This window comes from Rhizobium sp. 05N49, from assembly GCF_056396805.1.
In genome coordinates this window covers 113,636-135,409 of the sequence record NZ_JBFTME010000015.1, presented here as the reverse complement: position 1 = coordinate 135,409, position 21,774 = coordinate 113,636, and the positions used below count along the sequence as shown (strand labels likewise).

At 60.6% G+C, this 21,774-nt stretch carries 21 protein-coding genes; 14 read left to right on the top strand and 7 right to left on the bottom strand.

What is annotated here, in order from left to right; genetic code table 11:
- Positions 1 to 39: 39 nt before the first annotated feature.
- The 5 genes from AC1DF8_RS26075 (at position 40) to AC1DF8_RS26055 (ending at position 4,853) form a co-directional block, all read left to right on the top strand.
- Positions 40 to 1,131, top strand: coding sequence for an ABC transporter ATP-binding protein (locus AC1DF8_RS26075; protein WP_478155580.1), 1,092 nt, complete (start codon positions 40 to 42; stop codon positions 1,129 to 1,131).
- A gap of 22 nt (positions 1,132 to 1,153) precedes the next feature.
- A complete protein-coding gene (locus AC1DF8_RS26070) occupies positions 1,154 to 2,317 on the top strand; it encodes a polyamine ABC transporter substrate-binding protein (RefSeq protein ID WP_113118139.1) in 1,164 nt (387 codons plus the stop codon).
- 82 nt (positions 2,318 to 2,399) lie between these two features.
- A complete protein-coding gene (locus AC1DF8_RS26065; RefSeq protein WP_113146026.1) occupies positions 2,400 to 3,266 on the top strand; it encodes an ABC transporter permease in 867 nt (288 codons plus the stop codon).
- On the top strand, positions 3,266 to 4,078 hold the full coding sequence (locus AC1DF8_RS26060) for an ABC transporter permease (protein WP_183888746.1): 813 nt from the start codon (positions 3,266 to 3,268) through the stop codon (positions 4,076 to 4,078). The genes AC1DF8_RS26065 and AC1DF8_RS26060 overlap by 1 nt, the downstream gene beginning before the upstream one ends.
- A gap of 13 nt (positions 4,079 to 4,091) precedes the next feature.
- On the top strand, positions 4,092 to 4,853 hold the full coding sequence (locus AC1DF8_RS26055) for an SDR family NAD(P)-dependent oxidoreductase (protein ID WP_478155579.1): 762 nt from the start codon (positions 4,092 to 4,094) through the stop codon (positions 4,851 to 4,853).
- Here AC1DF8_RS26055 and AC1DF8_RS26050 read toward each other — a convergent pair.
- The 7 genes from AC1DF8_RS26050 to AC1DF8_RS26020 all read right to left on the bottom strand — a co-directional run bounded on the left by AC1DF8_RS26050 (position 4,850) and on the right by AC1DF8_RS26020 (position 11,864).
- Entirely contained in the window at positions 4,850 to 5,893 is a 1,044-nt protein-coding gene (locus AC1DF8_RS26050) for an L-idonate 5-dehydrogenase (RefSeq protein ID WP_478155578.1), read from the bottom strand. The genes AC1DF8_RS26055 and AC1DF8_RS26050 overlap by 4 nt on opposite strands.
- A gap of 9 nt (positions 5,894 to 5,902) precedes the next feature.
- Complete coding sequence (locus AC1DF8_RS26045; protein WP_112971658.1) at positions 5,903 to 7,309, bottom strand: TRAP transporter large permease; 1,407 nt, start codon at positions 7,307 to 7,309, stop codon at positions 5,903 to 5,905.
- A gap of 4 nt (positions 7,310 to 7,313) precedes the next feature.
- Positions 7,314 to 7,886: a TRAP transporter small permease gene (locus AC1DF8_RS26040; protein WP_478155577.1), complete on the bottom strand. Its 573-nt coding sequence runs from the start codon at positions 7,884 to 7,886 to the stop codon at positions 7,314 to 7,316.
- A gap of 62 nt (positions 7,887 to 7,948) precedes the next feature.
- Positions 7,949 to 8,923, bottom strand: a complete 975-nt coding sequence (locus tag AC1DF8_RS26035; protein WP_112542290.1) for a sialic acid TRAP transporter substrate-binding protein SiaP — start codon at positions 8,921 to 8,923, stop codon at positions 7,949 to 7,951.
- 23 nt (positions 8,924 to 8,946) lie between these two features.
- On the bottom strand, positions 8,947 to 9,705 hold the full coding sequence (locus AC1DF8_RS26030; protein WP_478155576.1) for a FadR/GntR family transcriptional regulator: 759 nt from the start codon (positions 9,703 to 9,705) through the stop codon (positions 8,947 to 8,949).
- Between the two features lie 109 nt (positions 9,706 to 9,814).
- Positions 9,815 to 10,888 (bottom strand): Ldh family oxidoreductase, encoded by a 1,074-nt coding sequence (locus AC1DF8_RS26025; RefSeq protein ID WP_478155575.1) that lies wholly within the window; start codon positions 10,886 to 10,888, stop codon positions 9,815 to 9,817.
- A gap of 121 nt (positions 10,889 to 11,009) precedes the next feature.
- The gene (locus AC1DF8_RS26020) at positions 11,010 to 11,864 is read right to left on the bottom strand and encodes a helix-turn-helix domain-containing protein (RefSeq protein WP_478155574.1); all 855 of its coding nucleotides are present in this window, start codon (positions 11,862 to 11,864) and stop codon (positions 11,010 to 11,012) included.
- Positions 11,865 to 11,968: 104 nt separating this feature from the next.
- Between AC1DF8_RS26020 and melA the strand changes: the two genes are divergently transcribed.
- From melA to AC1DF8_RS25975, 9 genes are all read left to right on the top strand, one after another.
- Positions 11,969 to 13,285: an alpha-galactosidase gene (melA, locus tag AC1DF8_RS26015; RefSeq protein WP_478155573.1), complete on the top strand. Its 1,317-nt coding sequence runs from the start codon at positions 11,969 to 11,971 to the stop codon at positions 13,283 to 13,285.
- Between the two features lie 196 nt (positions 13,286 to 13,481).
- A complete protein-coding gene (locus AC1DF8_RS26010) occupies positions 13,482 to 14,276 on the top strand; it encodes a DeoR/GlpR family DNA-binding transcription regulator (protein ID WP_112542294.1) in 795 nt (264 codons plus the stop codon).
- Positions 14,273 to 15,235, top strand: a complete 963-nt coding sequence (locus AC1DF8_RS26005) for an N-acetylglucosamine kinase (protein WP_478155572.1) — start codon at positions 14,273 to 14,275, stop codon at positions 15,233 to 15,235. The genes AC1DF8_RS26010 and AC1DF8_RS26005 overlap by 4 nt, the downstream gene beginning before the upstream one ends.
- Before the next feature lie 27 nt (positions 15,236 to 15,262).
- Positions 15,263 to 16,519 carry an ABC transporter substrate-binding protein gene (locus tag AC1DF8_RS26000; protein ID WP_113146095.1) on the top strand — a complete coding sequence of 419 codons (1,257 nt, stop codon included), beginning with the start codon at positions 15,263 to 15,265 and terminating at the stop codon, positions 16,517 to 16,519.
- The gene (locus AC1DF8_RS25995; protein ID WP_112542297.1) at positions 16,516 to 17,433 is read left to right on the top strand and encodes a carbohydrate ABC transporter permease; all 918 of its coding nucleotides are present in this window, start codon (positions 16,516 to 16,518) and stop codon (positions 17,431 to 17,433) included. Before AC1DF8_RS26000 ends, AC1DF8_RS25995 begins: the two co-directional genes overlap by 4 nt.
- Entirely contained in the window at positions 17,433 to 18,290 is an 858-nt protein-coding gene (locus AC1DF8_RS25990) for a carbohydrate ABC transporter permease (RefSeq protein ID WP_112542298.1), read from the top strand. The genes AC1DF8_RS25995 and AC1DF8_RS25990 overlap by 1 nt, the downstream gene beginning before the upstream one ends.
- A gap of 11 nt (positions 18,291 to 18,301) precedes the next feature.
- A complete protein-coding gene (locus AC1DF8_RS25985; protein WP_478155571.1) occupies positions 18,302 to 19,258 on the top strand; it encodes an SIS domain-containing protein in 957 nt (318 codons plus the stop codon).
- Entirely contained in the window at positions 19,255 to 20,556 is a 1,302-nt protein-coding gene (locus AC1DF8_RS25980) for a D-tagatose-bisphosphate aldolase, class II, non-catalytic subunit (RefSeq protein ID WP_478155570.1), read from the top strand. Before AC1DF8_RS25985 ends, AC1DF8_RS25980 begins: the two co-directional genes overlap by 4 nt.
- Before the next feature lie 70 nt (positions 20,557 to 20,626).
- Positions 20,627 to 21,697: an ABC transporter ATP-binding protein gene (locus AC1DF8_RS25975; protein ID WP_113138808.1), complete on the top strand. Its 1,071-nt coding sequence runs from the start codon at positions 20,627 to 20,629 to the stop codon at positions 21,695 to 21,697.
- Positions 21,698 to 21,774: the final 77 nt, after the last annotated feature.

Here is a 21,774-nt window from a genome sequence, read left to right as displayed (position 1 = left end):
CGATAGACTGCCATTCCAAACCAACCGCAGGGAACAGACGTGGCATCCGCTTCGACGAACGATATCGAATTCCGTTCGGTCACAAAGAACTATGGCGCCGTGACCGCTGTGACGGACATTAATCTTACTGTGCCGAAGGGTGCCTTTCTGGCATTGCTCGGGCCGTCCGGCTGCGGCAAGACGACCTGCCTGCGCATGATCGGCGGCTTCGAACAGCCGAGCGAAGGCACCGTGTTGATCGACGGGCGCGAGATGAACGGAGTTCCGGCCTATCGCCGCCCGGTCAACATGGTCTTCCAGCACTACGCGCTGTTCCCCCACTTCAACGTCGAGCAGAACGTCGCCTATGGGCTCAAGCAGATGCGCCCGAAAATCGCGACTAAGGAGATCGACCGGCGCGTCGCCGAGGCGCTCGAAATGGTCCGGCTCGGCGGCTTCGCCACGCGGCGCATCCATGAAATGTCGGGTGGGCAACAGCAGCGTGTGGCGCTTGCCCGAGCCATCGTCAACCGCCCTTCCGTATTGCTGCTCGACGAACCTCTGGCGGCACTCGACAAGAAGCTGCGCTCGGCCATGCAGATCGAGCTGCAGACCCTGCAGCGTGAACTCGGCATCACCTTCGTCCTCGTCACCCACGACCAGGAAGAGGCGCTTTCGATGGCCGATGTCGTCTGTGTCATGAGTGCCGGCCGTATCCGTCAACTCGGCAGCCCGCAGGAAGTCTATGACCGCCCGGCAGATCTTTTCGTCGCCGATTTCGTCGGCAAGACGAACCGCATCGCCGCGGCAATGGAAGCCGATGGTACGACGCTCAGGCTGGCGGATGGCTCAGCGATCGCCTCCGGCAAGCAGCTCGCGTCGGGCGAAGTCATCGCTGCTTTGCGCCCCGAGGCAATCCATCTGACGCTCAAGGCTGCGCCATCAGGCACGTCGTTCAAGGGAACCGTGACGCATCGCATCTTCCTCGGCTCATCTGCGGAATATGCCGTCAGCGTACCGGGGCTCGGCGATTTCCTGATCACAGCCGACCGCCGCAGCATGAACGAGAGCGATCTCGTGGAGCCGGGCGAGGAGGTTTTCCTCGGTTTCGACCCCGCCGCCATCCATGTCTTTCCAGCATCGAATGCATAAACCAAAACAAGGGAACAGCATCATGAGCAAGGATTATAAGGACAATCTGCCCATCTCCGCCGAAGGCTTCATGGACGAGTTCATGCGCCTGAAGCGCGGTTCCGTCAGCCGCCGCCACTTCCTCGGCATTACCGGCCTCGGTCTTGCGACCGCCGTGCTGTCGCGCTTCCCGGGCGCGCTGTCGACGCCGGCCTTTGCGGCCGAAGATCTGGGAACGCAGATGTCGATCGCCACATGGCCGAACTATCACGACCCGGCAACATTCGAAAACTTCAAGGCAGCAACCGGCGTCGCTGTCGAAGTCAACGTCTTCGGCTCGAACGAGGAAATGCTCGCCAAGCTGCAGGCCGGCGCTTCCGGCTGGTCGCTCTTCGTGCCGACCAACTATACGATTTCGACCCATCACAAACTCGGCCTGATCGACGAACTCGATCTCTCGAAGATCCCGAATTTCAGCCAGGCAACCGAAAGCCCGCGCTTCACCAAGGAAGGCCAGATCGACGGTAAGACCTATGCCGTGCCGAAGAACTGGGGCACGACCGGTTTCTCCGTCAATACGTCCAAGATCAAGACCAAGCTTTCCAGCTGGAAGGACTTCTTCGAGATCGCCCAGACCGAAGCCGATGGCCGCGCCATGGTGCATGACTATCAGCTGACGACGATCGGCAGCGCGCTTGTCTCGCTCGGCTACGACTTCAATTCGATCAAGGCTGACGAACTTGCCAAGGCAGAAGAGCTGCTGATCAAGGTGAAGCCGCATCTCTTCGCCATCAATTCCGACTATCAGCCATCCATGCGCTCGACCGATGCATGGCTAACCATGTGCTGGACCAATGACGGGGCGCAGCTCAACCGCGACATGCCGGAGCTTGCCTATGTCCTTGGGACCGACGGCGGTGAAATCTGGACCGATTATTATGCGATCCCGAAGGATGCGCCCAACAAGGCCGCGGGTTACGCATTGCTCAACTACCTGATGGACCCACAGAATGCGGTGAAGGAGCACATCGCCAACGGCGCACCGACGACCGACAGCCGCGTGATCGCGCTGCTGCCCAAGGAGGTCACGTCGAACAAGATCGTCTATCCGGACGAAGCAGCCCTAACACCGCTGGAATTCGGCGCCGCCGTGACACTCACCGATCCGGGCCGCGCCGAACTGATGGCGCGCTTCAAGTCGGCGTAAGTCTTTCCCGCATCCCGGCTTCTCCCGCTCTGCAGCAGGGAAGCCGGTTCAGCTTCGTGATCCGGTGGATGAAGACCAAGCCATGCCTCTGCCCCACGCCACCAAACGGCGCCTGATCACCGCGGCCCTCGTCGGCCCGGCCAGTGTCTGGCTGTTCGTCTTCCTGGTGCTGCCCTTCATCGCCATCATCGTCTTTGCCTTCGGCGAACGAGCGCCGGAAGGCGGCTATCAGGCGGCTTTCACCTTCGAACAGTTCGCCAATCTCGGCGCGCGCTCGGCGGCCTTCATCAACACGCTGATCCTGGCGCCGATCGGGGCGGCTGCCTGCCTCATCGTTGCCTACCCGGTCGCCTATTATCTGGCGGTCAAGGCGAGCCCGCAGCGCCGGCTGCTGCTCGTCTCGCTTGTCGTCGTGCCCTTCTGGACCAGCCTGCTGGTGCGAACCTATGCCTGGATGTACCTGCTCGGCGCGCGCGGCATTCCGCATCTGCTCGAATTCGTCGGCATAGAGAATGTCAGGCTGATCAATACGCCCGGCGCCGTATTGCTTGGCATTGTCTACGGATATCTGCCGCTGATGATCATGCCGATCTATGTCAGTCTGGAAAAACTGGATCGCCGGTTGCTCGAAGCCTCGGCCGATCTCGGTGCCAAGCCGATCTCGACCTTTTTCGGCATCACCCTGCCGCTATCGCTTCCGGGCGTGATGACCGGCGTTGCGCTGGTCACGATTCTGCTTCTTGGTGAATATCTGATCCCGCAGCTTCTCGGCGGCGGCAAGGTCTTCTTCATCGGCAATGCGCTTGTCGATCTCTTCCTGCAGTCGCGCAACTGGCCTTTCGGATCGGCGATTGCCGTAACCCTGGTTGCCGTCGTTGTCATCGTGCTGCTTGTCGCCATGCGGATTGCGTGGCGCGTTGCCGGTACCCGACAGGTGGATCTCATCTGATGCGCGCGCTCGTCACTTCCGTCTATCTCTTCCTCTACACGCCGATTGCGCTCGTCGTCCTCTTCTCCTTCAATGCGGGCCGCAACGCCAGCGAGTTCACCGGCTTCTCGACGCAATGGTATGGCCGGGCGCTGTCGAACACGTTCCTGATGGAAGCGTTGCGCAACAGCCTGATCATCGCGGTCACCAGTGCCGCGCTGGCAGCGATCTTCGGCACCATGGCCGCCATCGGCATGGAGCGGCTCGGCGCCCGGACGCGCGCCATCTTCGATGGGCTCTTTGCGGCGGCGATCGTCGTGCCGGGTGTCGTCATCGGCATCGCGACACTTGTTGCCCTCGTCGAGGTCTTCGGCTTCATCAACCCCATCATCGCCGTCCTCTGGCCGGGCGATCAGCCACCGAAGCTCGCGCTCGGTTACGGCTCGATCATCGCCGCGCACGGGCTCTTCACCATGGCGCTGGTGACAATGATCGTGAAAGCACGGATCGCCAGCCTTGGACGTGATATCGTCGAGGCCTCCAGCGATCTCTACGCGACACCATTCACAACATTCCGGCAGATCGTGCTACCCCAGATCATGCCGTCGATCCTGGCGGGGTTTCTGCTCGCCTTCACCTTTTCCTTTGACGATTTCATCATCGCCTTCTTCGTGGCCGGCTCGAATACGACGCTGCCGATCTATGTCTTCGCCTCCATTCGCCGCGGCGTGACGCCTGAAATCAATGCGATCGCGACGATGGTGCTCGTCGCCTCGCTCGTCCTTATTTTCATCGCGCGTTTCCTGATGCGCGAAAAGACAACGACAAACTGACCGGGGAAATGCCATGATATTGAGAGATCGCGTTGCAATCGTTACGGGCGCAGGCTCGGGCATCGGTCGAGCCGGCGCACAGATCATGGCGCGCGAAGGCGCCCATGTCGTCGTTGCCGATATCAACTTCGCGAATGCCGAAGAGACGGTCGAGCTGATTGCTGAGGCCGGGGGCAGCGCCGAAAGCCTGGTGGTCGATGTGACCGACGACAGGGCGCTTGAAGCCGGCATAACCGCTACTGCTGCACGTCACGGTCGGATCGACATTCTGCACAATCACGCCGGCGCGCAGGTCGCCGGAGACCTGGAGCAAGTCGCCGTCGAAGGCTTCGACAAGTCCTGGAGCCTGAATGTGCGGGCGCATTTCATGGCGGCGCGTTTCGTCATGCCGATCATGAAGAAAGCCGGCAAGGGCGTGATCCTGAACACGTCCTCATCATCAGGCGTGCTCTATGACCGCGAAATGATCGCCTACACGACGACCAAACATGCGGTCATCGCCATGACCCGGCAGATGGCGGGCGACTATGCAAAATTCGGCATTCGCGTGAATGCGCTTTGTCCAGGATGGGTCGATACGCCGTTCAACGACCCGTTCATCGCCCAGATGGGCGGGCGGGACGCGATCGAATCCTATATTGCCGATAGGGTGCCGCTCGGCCGCTGGGCGGACGTTTCAGAGATCGCCGAACCGATCCTGTTCCTGGTTTCGGATCGCTCGTCCTATATGACGGGGCAAATCCTCGTCGTCGATGGCGGCGAGACCGTCGTTTAGGCTGACGGAAACGTCAGTTGCACTTTGCAGGCCAGCGAACGATCGCCGGCAATTTCAAAGGCCGCTACGGCCTCATCAAGCGGCAGGTTGTGGCTGATGATCGGCCGCACATCGATCTTCCGCCTCGAGATCAGGTCGACGGCAACAGCGAATTCCTCGTGGAAGCGCTGCGTCCCATGGATGTGCAACTCCTTGGCGACAATCGCGTTGAGAGGTATCGGCACATCGCCGGAGACGCCGACCTGGATGATGGTGCCACGCGGCCGGATGGAGGCAATCGCGCTATGTATAGCGGGAGCAGCCGCGGAGCATTCAAACACGAGGTCGAAATAACCCTTTCCGGCCTGGAATTCGGTAAGTAACGCTGCATCCCTGGCCACATTGATCGTGCGGCCGGCACCCATTGCCTTCGCTCGCGCAAGCGCCGCTTCGGCGAGGTCGGTGACAACGATTTCGCTTGCCTCGAAATGGCTGGCGACGGCGACCATCAGCGAGCCGATCGGTCCGGCGCCGGTCACCAGAACCTTCTTGCCGGCAATGCCAGGCGCACGCGATGCGGCGTGCAGACAGACGGACAGAGGCTCACTGCAGGCCGCTTCTGCGGGCGCGGTCGCAGCTCCGACTTCAACGCATTGCCTCTCCGGCACCACCAGCCATTCCCGGAACATGCCCTGCTCATGCGGCAGGCGCATCGCACTGCCCATGAAGCGCATCTCGAGGCAGTGTATCGGCATGCCGATGCTGCAATATTCGCAAGCTCCGCAGGGCTGGCTCGGATTGATCGCAACCAGCGTACCTGTTTTCAGCGTGACGCCTTCACCTGCCAGCTCCACCGTTCCTGATGCTTCGTGCCCGGGTATCATCGGCTCGCGGACCCGGACCGGACCGAAACCGCCATCCTGATAATAGTGCAGGTCGGAGCCGCAGATGCCTGCGGCTGCCATTTTCAAAAGCACCTCGCCCGGACCGGGGACGGCAACCGGAGCGGTCTCGATCCGCAGATCGCCCTTTGCATAAAGCCGTGCCAGACGTGTCTGCATCACACTCTCCTACTTCAGAAGCCCAAGCTGCTGCGGCAGCCAGAGCGATATGGAGGGAACGAACGTGATCAGGATCAAGGCGATGAAAAGCGGCGCAAGCCAGGGCAGGATCGCCATCGTCGTACGCTCCACGGATAGTTTCGCCACCCGAGACAGCACGAACAGTACCATGCCGAGCGGCGGATGGAGCAGGCCGATCATCAGATTCAAGGTCATGATGAGGCCGAACTGCACCGGATCGATGCCAAACTTCGCAACGATCGGCAGAAGGATCGGCACGAGAATGGTGATCGCGGCGATCGTATCCAAGAAACATCCGACGAAGAGCATCAGCAGGTTCACGAGGATCAGGAACACCCACTTATTGTCGGTGATTGACAGGATTGCATCGGACAGAAGCTGCGCCGCCTGGCTCACCGTCAGCAGCCATGCGAAGACCGAAGCGGCAGTGACGATGAAGAGAACGGAGGCCGTCGTCTCGATCGTGTCGAAGCTCGCCTTGGCAAGTGTCGAGAACGTCATCGTGCGATAGCGTACGAGGCCGAGGAACAGCGACCAGAGAACAGCCGCAACAGCTGCTTCCGTCGGCGTGAACCACCCCATGGTCATGCCGCCGATCAGGATAACAGGCGTCATGAGCGCCATGACCGCGGAAAAGCGGAAATACCAGTCGAGCGCCAGAAGCACGACAAGCGCAATGCCCGCGGCAACATTCATCGATACCCCTGACCGCATCATCACGTAGATCGCGAGCGGTACCAGCAGGACGACGACGATCTCCAAACCTGCGGAAACAAGCTGTTTTACGTCGAAGGGCGCGTCGGAACCCCAGCGCTTCGTATACGCGAAGGCCGCAACGGTAATCATCATCAGTAGCGTCATGACGATGCCGGGCAGAATGCCGGCCATGAAAAGAGCGCCGATCGAGACGTTCGCCATCATTCCATAGATCACGAAAGGCAAGGACGGCGGAAAGATCGGGCCAAGCGTGGCCGATGCCGCCGTTACGCCGACCGCGGCCTCGACCGGATATCCATGATCCTTCATGGCCTTGATTTCGATCGTGCCAATACCGGCCGCATCGGCAAGCGCCGTGCCGGACATGCCGGAAAAGATGACCGAACCGATGATGTTGACCTGCGCGAGACCGCCCTTCATCCAGCCGACAAGCGCAACGGCGAAGGAATAGATGCGGCCGGTGACACCAGCCGAGTTCATCAGGTTGCCGGCAAGGATGAAGAAGGGAACGGCGAGAAGCGGAAAACTTTCTACACCCGCGATCATTCGCTGGGCGACGATGATGTCAGGCGCGACACCGTAAAGGACAATATAGAGAACGGACGCGACGGCCATCGAGATGGCGACGGGCACGCCGATCAGCATCAGGAGCAGAAACGAGCCAAGCAAGAGCAGCATCAGGTCATCCTTCGACGGCGTGGAACTCTTCCGGGCGTTCCAGAACGGAATAGCCGCGGCGCATATTGGCGATGAAGACGATCACCGCCCGGATCAGCATCAGCACGAAGGCTGCAAGCACGCTGTAGAAAACGATGTTGCGCGGCAAATCGACAGTCACCATCTGCTCGTCAGCGACGATCTGGACGTAGCGCCACATCAGATAGCAGCCATAGGCGAAGAAGCCGATGCGGACGATATCGACGAACGTTGCGAGTACCCGTGCGAGGCCTGCCGGCATGTAGTGGTAGAAGACATCCACCTGGATGTGGCGCGAGGTGCGCACGCACATGACGGCGCCCAAGAAAACGACGCCGATCAGGCAGTTGACCGCAATTTCCTCCGTCCAGGCATAGCTGTTGTTCAGCACGTAGCGGGTGAAGAACTGCAGGAAAACGCAGCCGGCCATCAGCCAGAAGACGATCAGCGTGATCCAGTCTTCGATGGCGTAATCCGAGATGTTGGCAGTGGGCGCATGCCCTTCGAACTCTTGGCCGATCTCCTCGGCGGTAACTTGCGTGTGGACTTCTTGAGACATGATCGGCCTTATTGCGGTTTGGAGAAGAAGGACGCGCAGCGTTGCCACGCGCCCTCGGGCTCTTACTGGATCGCGCGGATCGCCTCCCAATCGGCTTTGTCGTAGCCGAAATCCTCAAACTTGACCTTTTCCGCAACCGTCTTCTCGAAGTCGGCCTTGTCGACCTCGGTGACGCTCAGACCCTTTTCCTTGAAGGTAGTGATCAGGCCGTCTTCCTTGCCTTCGATGGTCTTGGTCGTGCGCTCGGCAGCTTCCTGCATGACGTCGCCGAAGATCTTCTTGTCTTCATCGGAAAGGCTCGACCACAGCGTCTTCGAGATCACCGTATTCAGGTGATCGACGATGTGACCGGTCAGGACGATGTTCTTCTGGACTTCGTAGAACTTCTTGGCCTCAATCGTCGTCAGCGGATTTTCCTGGGCTTCGACCGTGCCGTTCTGGAGTGCCAGATAGACTTCCGCAAAGGCGATTGGCGTGGTGTTCGCGCCGCAGGCCCGCGGCATGGCGAGATAGGCGGGAACGTCAGGCACACGGATCTTCAGGCCCTGCATATCGGCGCATTTGGCAATCGGCTTGTTGGATGTCGTGTGGCGCGTGCCGTAATAACTGACGGCGGCGATATGGTTGCCGGTCTTGTCCTCGTACCCCTTGGCGAGCCGCTTGAAGACGTCACTCTTGGTATAGGCAATCAGGTGTTCCGGGTTGCGGAAAATATAAGGAAAATAGGTCACGCCGATCGGCTTGTAGTCACGGGCGGCAAAGCTTGACCCGGAAATGATGATATCGACCGTGCCGAGCTTGAGGCCCTGGTTGATATCGGCTTCCTTGCCGAGCTGCGAAGCCGGATAGACCTCGATCTTGTAACGGCCATTGGTGCGCTTGTTGATCTCTTCCGCGGCCCAGACGGAATCCGTATGGAACGGTTCCGAGGTCTCATAGACATGCGCCCATTTCAGCACGGTCTGCGCATGTGCGATTGCCGTCGTCGCCATGATTGCGGCGGCGGTGCAGAGTATCGTCGTCAGTTTCAGCTTCATCGGTCTCTCCTCCTGAGATCTCGTCAAATGCCTGCGTTTCCCTTGTTTGGCCCGGCCCCATGGCCGCGCCCCTCCTCGCCCGAAAACTCCTCCCCGAAGCTCTCGGAAAACCTCTTCTGCGAATTCGTGAGATGCGTGCGCATGGCGGCCTTCGCTCCTGTACTGTCCCCGGCGGCGATCGCGTCGCGGACAGCTCGGTGCTCTTCCAGCGCGGTGCGCCATGACACCGGCCCTTCGAAATGGCTGGCAAGCTTCTCGAAATACGGCGTCATGCGCATGTCGAACAATTCGCCGGTGACGCGGAGCAAGGTTGCGTTGCCGACGATTGCCGCAATGCCGGTATGAAAGGCGCGGTCGGCGACAAGCACGGCGCGCGCATCCTCCACCGCGCCGCTCATCGCTCTCAGCGCTTCGTCGAGAACGGCAATGTCTTGTGGACCAGCGTTCCTTGCCGCTTCCTCTGAGATCGCGCACTCGATGATCGCGCGAGCCTGCAGCAATTCAAAGGGACCCTCGACCGATTCACGGTCGCGGCCAGACGCTTCGGCCACATGCTTCCGGGTGACATAGATGCCGGAGCCCATGCGAATATTGATGTAACCCTCGACTTCCAGCACGATGAGCGCCTCGCGAAGCGTGGGCCGCGAAACGGAAAGTTGCTCAGCAAGGTCGCGCTCAGCCGGCAGCCTTTGGCCGACTGCGAGTTCGCCCCGGATGATCATCAGACGAATCTGGTCTGCCACCTGCCTGTAGAGGCGGCGTGATTCAACTGCCGAAAACATTGTGGCCTCCCCGGCGCGCTTCTCCTCAAGCGCACAACTGGTCAACTGGCCTGACCAATTGACCTCAAGCTATCATCGAGGAAGTTGTGCGTCAATCCGACGCATGCACTCACACCGGGCTGACCAATTGATAGGTGGAGGCAAGTGTTCTGAAGGCCTCGACCGTAGCCGGATCCAGCGTAACGCCATGTTTTTCCCGCTCGGCAGCGACTGCCCATTCCCGATCGCCGGGCGCCAGTACCGTGAAGCCTTCGCGCGCAGGCGATGCCCTCAAGGTGTCGACATAGCGTTTCATGGCAGCATCGAAGATATCGATATCAAGGAAAGCGGCAGGGTTCAGTGCGATGACGAAAGTACCGAGACCGCGTGGCTTCGAAAAATCCGGTCCGGGCATCGGCGCGATATCGAAGCTCAGCTTCATGCCAGTGAGCACGGCGCTCAGGATCTCGGGAATGCCGGCGAGCCCTGCGCCTTTGAAGCCGAATTCGCCGCCGAGCGGCGCCAGCATGTCGGCGACATCAGGATCGGTCGTGTCATAACCCCGTTCATCGGAGGCAACCCCTTCGGGCAGTTGGCGGCTGAGGCTGCGATAGAGCTGTACGCGGTTATAGGGCACGGCACTAGTCGCCATGTCGAAGAGCCACGGGTTACTGTTCCTGACCGGCACGGCGCAGGCGATCGGATTGGTGCCGTGGAAGCGCATGGCGCCATCATGCAGGCGCACGAAGCTGTCGGAATTGCAGAAAGCAAAACCGATAAAACCGCGATCGGCAGCATCGACCGCATAAGCACCCGCCGGACCAAAATGCGAAGAATTGCGGATGGCGACGGCGCCGATTCCGAATTCCCCGGCAAGACGCGTGGCATGCTCCATAGCCGTATAGGTGGCAAGCGCTCCATGGCCATTATCCGCATCGAGCGACGCCACGGCGCCAAAGGCGTTTGCCAACACGATCTGCGGGCGTGGATTGAGACGTCCTTCGGTCAATCCCCTCACGTAATGAGGAAGCAGGCGCACACCATGGCTGTCGATGCCATAGCGCGTACCATGCAGCATTCCCCGCGTGGCTGCATCCGCCGTCTCCTGGTCCGTGCCGGCGGCGAGGAAGACCTTTCGGCAGTAATCATCGATCACGGCCAGAGGTGCCGGGGAACCAGCGAGGTTTTTGCTGTTACTCGTCATAGACGTCAATCCGTTCGACGTGGATCGTCTGCAGACTCTAGCGCGCCGGCGAGAAGATTCGATAGCCGGATCGCGCCTGAGACTGCACTTGGTCCTAACATCGGTCGCCCCTCGCCAAACGTTACGGCTTGCCGAGCGACAGTCGGAACTGTCGCGGTGTCGTGCCGGTGCGCTGCTTGAAGATGTCGTAAAACCGGCTGCTGGAGCCGAAGCCGCAGTCGAGGGCGATCTCCAGGATCGAATCCTCCGTCTCGGCCAGGCGCTGCATCGCTCGCGCGAGGCGATAGCGTGTCAGGTATTCCATTACGGAAATGCCAAGCACATCGCGAAATGCCCGGTTGGCAGTGGTTGGGTGCACATTGGCGCGCCTTCCAAGATCCGCCAGGTTGAGCGGTTCGGAAAAATGCCGGTTGATCAGGTCGGTCAGCACCTCTGAATGGCGGATGGCGGGGCTCACCGGGGTCGCAGCGGCTGCAACGGACAAGCCTCGATTATCGGCGTGATCAAGGATGAGCCTGCGCACCCTAAGCTTGGCCTCGTCGGCGATCAGCTGACGCCGGACGGGATCGCCCCTGCCCCATTCCTCGACCCAGGCAGAGACGGTTGCCGGCGTCGTCTCGCGGCGGCGGGGCTCGACGACGAAGGCACCCTGCATGATTGCCTGTCTCGCCCTCTTGTCGATGGAGAGCGCGAGAAAATCGGCAAGCGGGAGGTAGACGCAGATGAGCGGCGCTTCCGGCGTCACCAGGATTGTCTGATGGGGAATGGCCGCCCAGAAGAGGACAAGACGCCCGGCCTCCACCCTCTCAGCCCGGCCATTGAAGAGATAAGTCATGGCGCCATCGAGAAGCAGGTTGATCTCGACATGGTCGTGCCAATGAGCTGCACTCATGGCATCAGCCGTGTGGCGCTCGATCAGGAAACTCCGTGGCGATCCCGCCCACTCGCCGCTCCTGCTGAAATGATCGTCCGTCATGTCCTTCCTGCGCTTCGATCCGGGAATACTCCCTCCAATAACAGGAAGAAATTCTGATTTGGAAGAGGCACCAGTATGACGGTTTTAATTTGCGGGAGACCGAAATGCCGAAGATTTGCCTCGTGGGTGCGGGCAGCACCGTTTTTGCGCAGAACATTCTGGGGGATGTGCTCTCCACACCCTCGGGCAGTGATTATGTGATCAGCCTCTTTGATATCGACCCGGAGCGGCTGAAGACGTCGGAGATCGTCGCGCGACGCATCTGCGAGGCGCTCGACCTGACGAAAGTCAAAGTCGAGGCAACCCTCGATCGTCGAGAGGCACTGCGCGGATCGGATTTCGTCATCCTGATGATGCAGGTCGGCGGCTACAAGCCTGCGACTGCCACGGATTTCGACGTACCGAAGCGATACGGGCTGCGGCAGACCATTGCCGATACGCTCGGCATCGGCGGGATCTTCCGCGGACTTCGCACCATTCCGGTGCTGGAGGCGATCTGCCGCGACATGGAAGAGGTCTGCCCCGACGCGCTGCTGATGCAATATGTGAACCCGATGGCAATCAATTGCTGGGCGATCAAGGAGCTGGCACCCAGTATACGTACGGTCGGCCTTTGCCATAGCGTGCAACATACCGCCGCTCATCTCGCCACCTGCCTTCGCGAAGACATTGCAGACATCAACTACATCTCGGCTGGCATCAACCACGTCGCCTTCTTCCTGAAATACGAGAAACTGCATGCCGATGGCCGGCGCGAAGATCTCTATCCCCGCCTGAAGGCCCTCACCGGCGAGGGACGCGTGCCGGACGACGACCGGGTGCGTTTCGATGTGCTGAAGCGGCTCGGCCATTTCGTGACGGAATCCAGCGAGCATTTCTCCGAATATACGTCCTGGTACATCAAGGATCGCCGTCCCGAGCTCATCGACAAGCTCAACATCCCGCTCGACGAATATATAAGCCGCTGTGAGCGGCAGATTTCCGAATGGCATGCGCTGCGCCGCGATCTCGAAGGCGACAAGCCGATCGAGGTCTGCCGCAGCAATGAATATGCCGCAGGCATTATCAACGCTGCCGTCACAGGTAACCCCGCACTGATCTACGGCAACGTTCCCAACAATGGCCTGATCGAGAACCTGCCGCCCGAATGTATCGTGGAAGTGCCCTGCCATGTGGACCGGAACGGTATCCAGCCGACCCGCATCGGCAGAATTCCTTCGCAGCTTGCCGCGGTCATGAAGCTCAGTGTCTCGGTTCAGGAACTGACCGTGGAAGCGGCGCTGACCGGCAAGCGCGATCGCATCTATCAGGCCGCGCTGCTTGATCCGCATACATCGGCAGAACTGTCGCCGGATGAGATCTGGGGCCTGGTTGATGACCTGATCGAAGCACACGGCGATCTGCTGCCGAAATACCACTGAGGCGTCAGAGCCGCGACCACCAGAACGCTGCTCGACAAGAAGCACGCCATCCGTCGGGAGGGCGTGCTTTTGTTTGCCTTTTAGATCCCCGTCGCGGCCTTCAAAAAAATCACAAACGATCAGAATCTTGATTGACATTGATCGTATTGAGTGGGAACGTTGACGCAAATAAACGATAAACGGCAGGGGACGATCCGTGAATCAGACTGGCGGCGTGAAAACTGACCGGCTCGATGCCATCCGCAGCCATCTCTATGCGAATGGCTTTTCGACCATTCAGGATCTGGCCGATGCGGTCGGCGCTTCGCTCGCGACAGTCCGGCGCGACCTGCAGGTTCTTGAGCAGGACGGCGCGATCGACAGGGTGCACGGCGGGGCCCGCATCGCCGAAGGGTCCTCGGTCGAACTGGCCTTCCAGGAGCGTGAAAAGCGCCATCTTTCGGCCAAGCGCGCGATCGCGAACGCGGCCTATGAAAAGCTTCTGCCGCGCACGGCGATCTTCCTCGATGCCGGCACGACGGTTCTTCAGCTTGCCCGGCTGATCCGCATCAATCCGATGCCGCTGCGCATCTTTACCAACGGCCTGATCGTCGCTCAGGAATTCCTGAACATTCCGCATCTCGAAGTCGTGCTTCTCGGCGGCCATCTGCGCAGTGAAAATGCCTCTCTCGTCGGCCCTCAGGCCGAGGCAATGCTGGAAACGATCTGGTTCGATCAGCTCTTTCTGGGTGCAAGTGCCATCAGCCCGGATGGGGCGATCTATAGTGTCGACAGCGCGGAAGCCAGTCTGAACCGGCGCATGCTCGCCCGCTCTGCCAATGGTTATGTTCTCGCTGATTCCTCGAAATTCGGGACGATGGCGACTTACAAGGTCGCGCCGCTGAATGCGGCAAAACTCATCACCGACAAGGGCCTGGCGCCCCAATGGCGCGCCGAACTCGCCAATTTCGGTGTCGATGCAACCTATGCCGAGCTCGGAGCAAAAGAATGAGCGACGAGCTGATCCTTGGCATCGACGGCGGCGGCAGCAAGCTGCTCGTTACTCTGGCCGACAAAGACGGCAGGATTCTGCGCACCGCGCTTGGCGGTGGCGTCAATCCCATGGATAATCCGGACTGGCGACAGGAACTGGAGCGGCATATCGAGCCCTTCCGCAGTGAGCCGGGATTGGCCGCTGTCGGCGCTGCCTTGCCTGCGTACGGTGAAGTTGCGCACCTCTCCTCTCTCCAGAAGCGATGTATCGACGAAGCCTTCCCGGATATTCGCAGAACGGTCCTCAACGATGTCGACGCCGCCCATCTCGGCGCCTTTGCCGGGCGCCCGGGCATACTTGTCCTGTCGGGGACCGGTTCCATGTCCTGGGCACGCAACAGCGCCGGAGCCTCCGCGCGCGTCGGCGGTTGGGGCGATGTGATCGGCGACGAAGGCAGCAGCTACTGGATCGGCCGCGAGGCATTGCACCTTGTCAGCCAGAGCCTTGATGGACGCGCCAAGCCTACCGCGCTGGCAAAGGTCGTTTACGAGCACCTCGAGCTCGACATGTCAGATCCGGTCAACGCTCTCGGTGGCTGGATCAGCGGGCTCGCAAGGCCGCGCGCGGGTATTGCGGCGCTCTCCGTCCTTGTCGACCGGGTAGCGAGCAAAGGCGACGAAGCAGCAATCGATCTGATCGACAGATCGGCCCAAGAGCTCGCCAAGCACCATTGGGCAATATCGGGCCATTGTGAAACCGGCACCGACTGGACTTATGCGGGCGGGACCTTTTCCAGCCGCCTGCTGCTCGAGGCCGTCGAACGACGGATCGGCCGGCGGGCGGTCTCGCCCGTGCTTCCCCCCATTGGCGGCGCGCTTCTGGCCGCTGCCCAACTTCTCGACTGGCAGCTTGACGAGCGCTGGTTCGGGCAAATCGCGGTTGCGGCAGAAGCTGTGATCGCGCGATCAAGACAATGAATGTCAAAGATAAAGAAGGATGGGAACATGCGTAAATTCATATTGCCTTTGCTTGCCTCAGCCGCACTTGCGATTGCCCTGCCTGCTTTGGCGGACGACGCCAAGCCGCTTGCCGGCCAATCGATCACGGTGCTCATGCCATCGCCGCAGGGCGCCACGGTTGCGGCCGATTTCGAAGCCGAGACCGGCATCCACGTCGATCTCCAGACACTCTCCTGGGATGACATTCGTCCAAAACTGGTAACGGCGCTGGTCGCGGGTACAGCGCCGGCCGACGTTACCGAATTCGACTGGTCGTGGACGGGGCAGTTCAGTGCCGCCGGCTGGTACATGCCGCTCAACGACGTGATCGACAAGGATACGGTCGCTGACATCGGCGTCGCCAAGATCTTCACCGTCGACGGCCAGTTGCTCGGCGTGCCTTACACGAACGACTTCCGCGTCATGCTCGTCAACAAGAAGCATTTCACCGACGCCGGCGTTACCGAAATGCCGAAAACACTCGACGCGTTGGTCGCTGCGGCCAAGAAGATCAAGGAAAAGGGCATCTCCACCTATCCGATCGGCCTGCCGCTCTCGGCGACGGAGGGTGCCTCCACCAGCTGGTACCTGCTGACCAAGGCCTTTGGCGGCGAACTCTTCGACAAGGACTTCAAGCCGCTTTTCCTCACCCCCGATTCAGCCGGCTATAAGGCGCTCGCCTTCGAACTGAGCCTGCTGAAGGACGGTCTGGTCGATCCGGCCTCGACGGGCCTCAAAGATAGCCAGATCAACGAGAGCATGTTCGCCCAGGGGCTGACGAGCATCATGATCTCGGGCGAACCCGGTCGCCTGGGTCAGATGAACGACCCGAAGCAGTCCAAGGTCGCGGGGCAGGTGGAAGCCATCCTGGTGCCGACCGAAAGCGGCCAGACCCGTAGCTTCGGCCTTCCGGAAGCGCTTGCCATTCCGAACGTCTCGCAGAACAAGGAAGCGGCAGTCGCCTTCGTCAAATGGTTCACCAGCAGGGAGTTCCAGAAGAAGAATGCGGCAAACGGTTTCCTGCCCACGCGCACTTCCGCCCTCTCCGAGCTCAACACGGAAGGCAAGCTGACGAGCGGCGACGCGCTCGTTGCGCAATCGAAGACCGTCGAGCCGCTGTTCCAGCAGGGAACGCCGCCGTGGTATCCGCAGTTCTCAAGCGCGGTGAACACGGCGATCAACAGCGCGGCGAAGGATCAGATGACGGTTGACCAGGCCATGCAGGCCATCGCCGACGCCGCCAAGCAGGCCATGGCGCAATGACGACAGCTACTGTCGAAGGTATCGCAGCCAAGCGGAGTGTCGGCTTCAACGCCGACACGATGCTCGGCCTGCTGCTGGTACTGCCGATCCTTGTGACGATGGCAGCTCTGGTCTTCTATCCGATGGGCCGGACGGTCTGGGACTCGCTGCATCGGGTCAATCCGATGCAGGCGGGAACCCCTTTCGTCGGGCTGGAAAACTACACGCGCATGCTGTCGGACGGGCAGCTTGGAACGACGTGGACGAATACGCTCATCTACGTCGTCCTTGCCGTCGTTGCGGAAACCGTCTTCGGCGTGCTTGCCGCAGCACTCATCAACCAGGTGAAGGTCGGGCGTCAGTGGGTACTGGCGGCCGTCATCCTGCCCTGGGCGCTCCCCGGCGTCGTCAATTCCGTTATCTGGTTGTGGATCTATCAGCCGGGTGCCGGCCTGTTGAACGGCATTCTCGTCGCACTCGGCCTGCCCTTCGAAAACCATGTCTGGTTCAATGACCGGACGAGCGCGATCATCGCCGTGACCGTCGTGCATGTCTGGCGCATGATGCCGCTGACGATCGTCATTGTGCTGGCCGCCATGCAGAGCATTCCGGCGCATCTTTACGAGGCTGCCCGTATCGACGGCGCGACCCGCGTGCAGATGTTCAGCCTGGTCACGCTTCCGCTCGTGCGCAGCGCCCTCGCCGTTGCCATGACGAATGCGACCGTCAACGCTTTCAACCTCTTCGACGAGGCCTGGGTGCTTGCCGGATCGAGCCTCGAAACACGGCCGATCCTCGTGCAGATCTATCTCGAGACCTTCCAGAACCTTCGCTTCTCCTACGGCATGGCGCTGTCTGTCGTCATCACGCTGGTGTCGTTGCTGGTTTCGCTGGTCTACGTCCTCCGCGTCTATCGCAACACACGGTTCGACTGATGAAACCAACCATTCTCTATCGCCTGATGATATGGACGGGTCTTGCTTTGCTGCTGATCTGGTCGCTCGGCCCGATCTATTGGACGCTCGCAAGTTCCGTGACGCCGACGGAGGATTTCTCCACGCGGCCGATCCATTTCTTCCCGCAGCATTTCACGCTCGACCACTATTCGCGCCTGCTCGGCATCAACATTTCCCGGATCGGCGGGGTGGAGGTGTGGAAGCAATTCCGTGCAGCGCTGCTCAACAGCGTAATCACATCTGCCGCCGCCACGGCTCTCTGCGTCGCAATCTCTGCACTCGGCGCCTATGCCTTCACCAGGATGCGCTTTCCGGGGCGTCACCTTCTATTCGGCGCTGTCGTTGCGACGCTCGCCATCCCTGCCTATGCAGTGCTGATCCCACTCTATCAGATCATGATTAAGATGCATCTGGTCGACACCTATACCGGCGTGTCGCTGATCTACGTCTCGGCCTATCTGCCGCTCTCCCTTTGGCTGCTGCGCAGCGTCTTCGAGCAGCTTCCGATCGCACTCGAAGAGGCTGCACAGCTCGATGGCGCAGGCCGCCTCTTCATCTTCTTCAACATCGTGCTGCCGCTCGCCGGACCCGGCCTGACGGCCGCCGCTATCCTCACTTTCCTGGGGGCCTGGGGTCAATACCTCGTTCCTCTCATCTTCTCGCCGCAATCGACGAAACCCCTGACGGTTCTCATTCCCGAATTCGTCACCAAGAATTTCATCGACTACGGGCTGATCACGGCAAGCGGATCGATCGCCATCGTCATCCCTGCCCTGGTCGTCATCTTCCTCAACCGGTACCTCGTCAGCGGCCTGCTGGCTGGTTCGGTCAAATAATCGGAGACATCATGAACACGACCGAAAAGGTAATCTTCGAGCAGTTCCCCTATTGGGAAAAAGCCATCGGCTCGAATGCGGCAAGCGGCAGGGCGGACGATCTCCTCGTCTTCGTCGGTTGCGGCACCTCCTTCAATCTCGCTTTGTCTCTGGCCGCCTATGCCAACAGCCTCAAGCGCAGGGCGATTGCAGTGCCTGGTGCAGAGTGGCTGAACCGCCCCTCCTATTTCTGGCCGGAATGGCAGAAGACGCATGTGGTTGCGCTCTCGCGCTCCGGCGAAACGACGGAAACGGTCGCTGCGGCCAAGGTTAGCCGTGCTGCCGGCGCGTTCGTCACTGCCGTCACGGTCGAGCCCGAAAGCGCGCTTGCCAAGAATTGTGACCAGCTGATCTGCTCGCCAACCCATCCGGACGAAGGCATCGTCATGACAGTGTCGGCGAGCCTCATGGTCTTGCTCAGCCTGCAGATGATCGGTCAGACCGTGCCGGCTTCGATCGTCGCATCGGCACGGCAGCTTGCAAACACGCTCGACACCTCCCTGCCCGATATCATTGAGGACCGTTCACACTTCGTGTTTCTCGGCGGCGGACCGCTTTTCGGCATCGCGCTTGAAGGTGCATTGAAGTTGATGGAGATGAGCCAGCTCATGACGCAGGCCTTCCATCCGCTCGAATACCGCCATGGGCCAATCAGCCTCGTCGATGAGAAGACGGCGGTTATCGTGCTCTACAGTTCGGACCAGAGAGACGCCGAGGCCAAGCTGGTTGGCGAGTTGCGCGAAAAAGGCGCCGTCGTTATCGGCTTCGGCGGCCCCGGCGACCTGGAGCTTCCAGTTGATGTCGACCTGTCGCTTGCCGGCCTCGCCGTTCTGCCGGCGCTGCAGATACTCGGCGAACGTGCCGCTCAGGCACGCCACATCGATACGGTCTCACCACGTCATCTCACCAAAGTTGTCACACTCGCATGAGCGCCGCGGTTGATCGAAATCGCCAGATTGCCCTGGCAAAACTCTTCGGGGACAGAGGGCTGCCCCTGCCCCGCGGCATCACATCCGTTTGCTCCGCCCATCCGCTGGTCATCGAGGCAACATTGCGACGTGCCGCTCGGCAGAGCGACGTCGTCCTGATCGAGGCGACCTGTAATCAGGTCAATCAGGAGGGCGGCTATACCGGTATGACGCCGGCAGATTTCCGCGCCTTCATCGAACGAATTGCGGCAAGCGTCGGTTTTCCCGCCGCGCGCATCATTCTCGGCGGCGACCATCTCGGCCCGAACCCGTGGCGGAAACTCAGCGCTGACGATGCCATGGCACGCGCCGAAGCCATGGTAACAGCATATGTGGAAGCCGGCTTCGAAAAGCTGCATCTCGACACATCAATGGGCTGCGCCGGCGAACCTGTGGCGCTTGCCGATGAATTGACCGCAGCAAGAGCCGCACGGTTGGCGCGGGCCGCCGAAGATGCCGCCCGCCGCAGCGGCCGTCGCCCGCCCGTCTATATCATTGGCACGGAAGTGCCGCCGCCGGGTGGCGCTACACATGCCCTGGAGGAGATCGAGGTCACGCGACGGCAAGCTGCCGTGAAGACGCTTGGCGTTCATCGCGAGGCTTTTACCCAGGCTGGGGTCGGTTCCGCACTGGAGCGGGTGATCGCCATCGTCGTTCAGCCGGGTGTGGAATTCGGCAATGCCAATGTCGCGCTCTACAAGCCCGAGCGAGCACAGGAGCTGATCTCCGCGCTCGACGAAATGAACGGTCTGCTCTTCGAAGCCCACTCCACCGATTACCAGCCGGCAGACTTGCTGGCTTCTCTGGTCGACGGTGGGTTTTCGATCCTTAAAGTCGGGCCGGGCCTGACCTTTGCATTGCGCGAGGCGCTCTACGGCCTCGATGCGATCGCCAACACGATCTCAGGCGGCAAGGAAGCCCGCGGGCTGGTAGCGACAATGGAAGAGATCATGCTCGCCGAGCCTGGACATTGGGCCGGTCACTATGGCGGTACGGCAGATGAACAGCGCCTGCAGCGACATTTCAGCTATAGCGACCGCATCCGTTATTATTGGCCGGACGCGCGCGCTAGCGCCGCGGTCGACAAACTGCTCGCGCAGTTGCCCGACGAGATCCCGGAAACGCTGATCAGCCAGCATCTTGCCCGTCTCTATCCCGATGTGGTCGAGAAGCGTTTGGCGCCAAAGRCTCGCGATCTTTGCCTTGCCGCTATCGATGCGGCCCTCGCACCCTACGCCACCGCGACAAAGCCTCGGTAGCAGGCATGTCAAATGTCGCTCTCAGCGGGCGATTGCAGATCCGAAATCAGATTTTCAGCCGGAGACAATTATGGCGTCCGTAAACGTGGCGAATGTCCGCAAGAACTATGGTCACTTCGAGGTGTTGCACGGGGTCGACATCGACATCCGCGATGGAGAATTCGTCATCCTCGTCGGGCCCTCCGGCTGCGGCAAGTCGACCTTGCTGCGCATGATCGCTGGGCTTGAGGAGATTTCTGGCGGTAATGTTTCGATCGGCAGCAAGGTCGTCAACAATGTCGCTCCGAAGGAGCGCGACATTGCCATGGTCTTTCAGTCCTACGCGCTTTATCCGCATATGACGGTCGAAGCGAATATGGGATTTTCGCTGCGACTGGGGAAAGCACCGAAAGAGCAGATCAAGGCGCGCGTCCGTGATGCAGCGCAGATCCTCGGCCTCGAACATCTCCTCGACCGCTACCCCAGAAATCTCTCCGGCGGCCAGCGTCAGCGTGTCGCGATGGGCCGAGCGATCGTGCGCCAGCCGCAGGTCTTTCTTTTCGACGAGCCTCTCTCCAATCTCGATGCCAAGCTCCGCGTGCAGATGCGCTCGGAGATCAAGCAGCTGCACCAGCGGCTGAAGACGACAACCATCTATGTAACGCACGATCAGATCGAAGCCATGACCATGGCAGACCGGATCGTCGTGATGCGCGATGGCTATGTCGAGCAGATCGGTTCACCGCTCGACCTCTACGACCGCCCGGCCAATCTCTTCGTCGCCGGCTTCATCGGTTCTCCGGGCATGAATGTTATCAAGGGCAAGATCAGCTCGTCCGGGCCGCTTGAATTCATCGCCGACGGAGGAGCGCACCTGCCGCTGCCAGAGGCTGCGGCAGTCGCGCGAGGTGCGGAGGTTGTCTATGGCATCCGTCCCGAGCATCTGATCGTCAGCCAGGACGGCGTGAGCGCCGAGGTGGCTGTCATCGAACCGACGGGGGCCGAGACCCAGATCAACGCCAAGCTCGGATCGGATCCGCTGGTCGCAACCGTACGTGACCGTCTTTCGCTGAAGGCGGGCGAGACCGTCAGGATGATGCCGGATCTCAACAAACTTCATCTCTTCGATGCCAAAACTGAAAAGCGCCTGTCGATCGGCTAGCGGCTGGTTGGGCTATCGAGCCCACGAAGGCCTGGCGCTGAAAGTGGTGCGGCGACGGTCGCCGCACCGTATCTTGC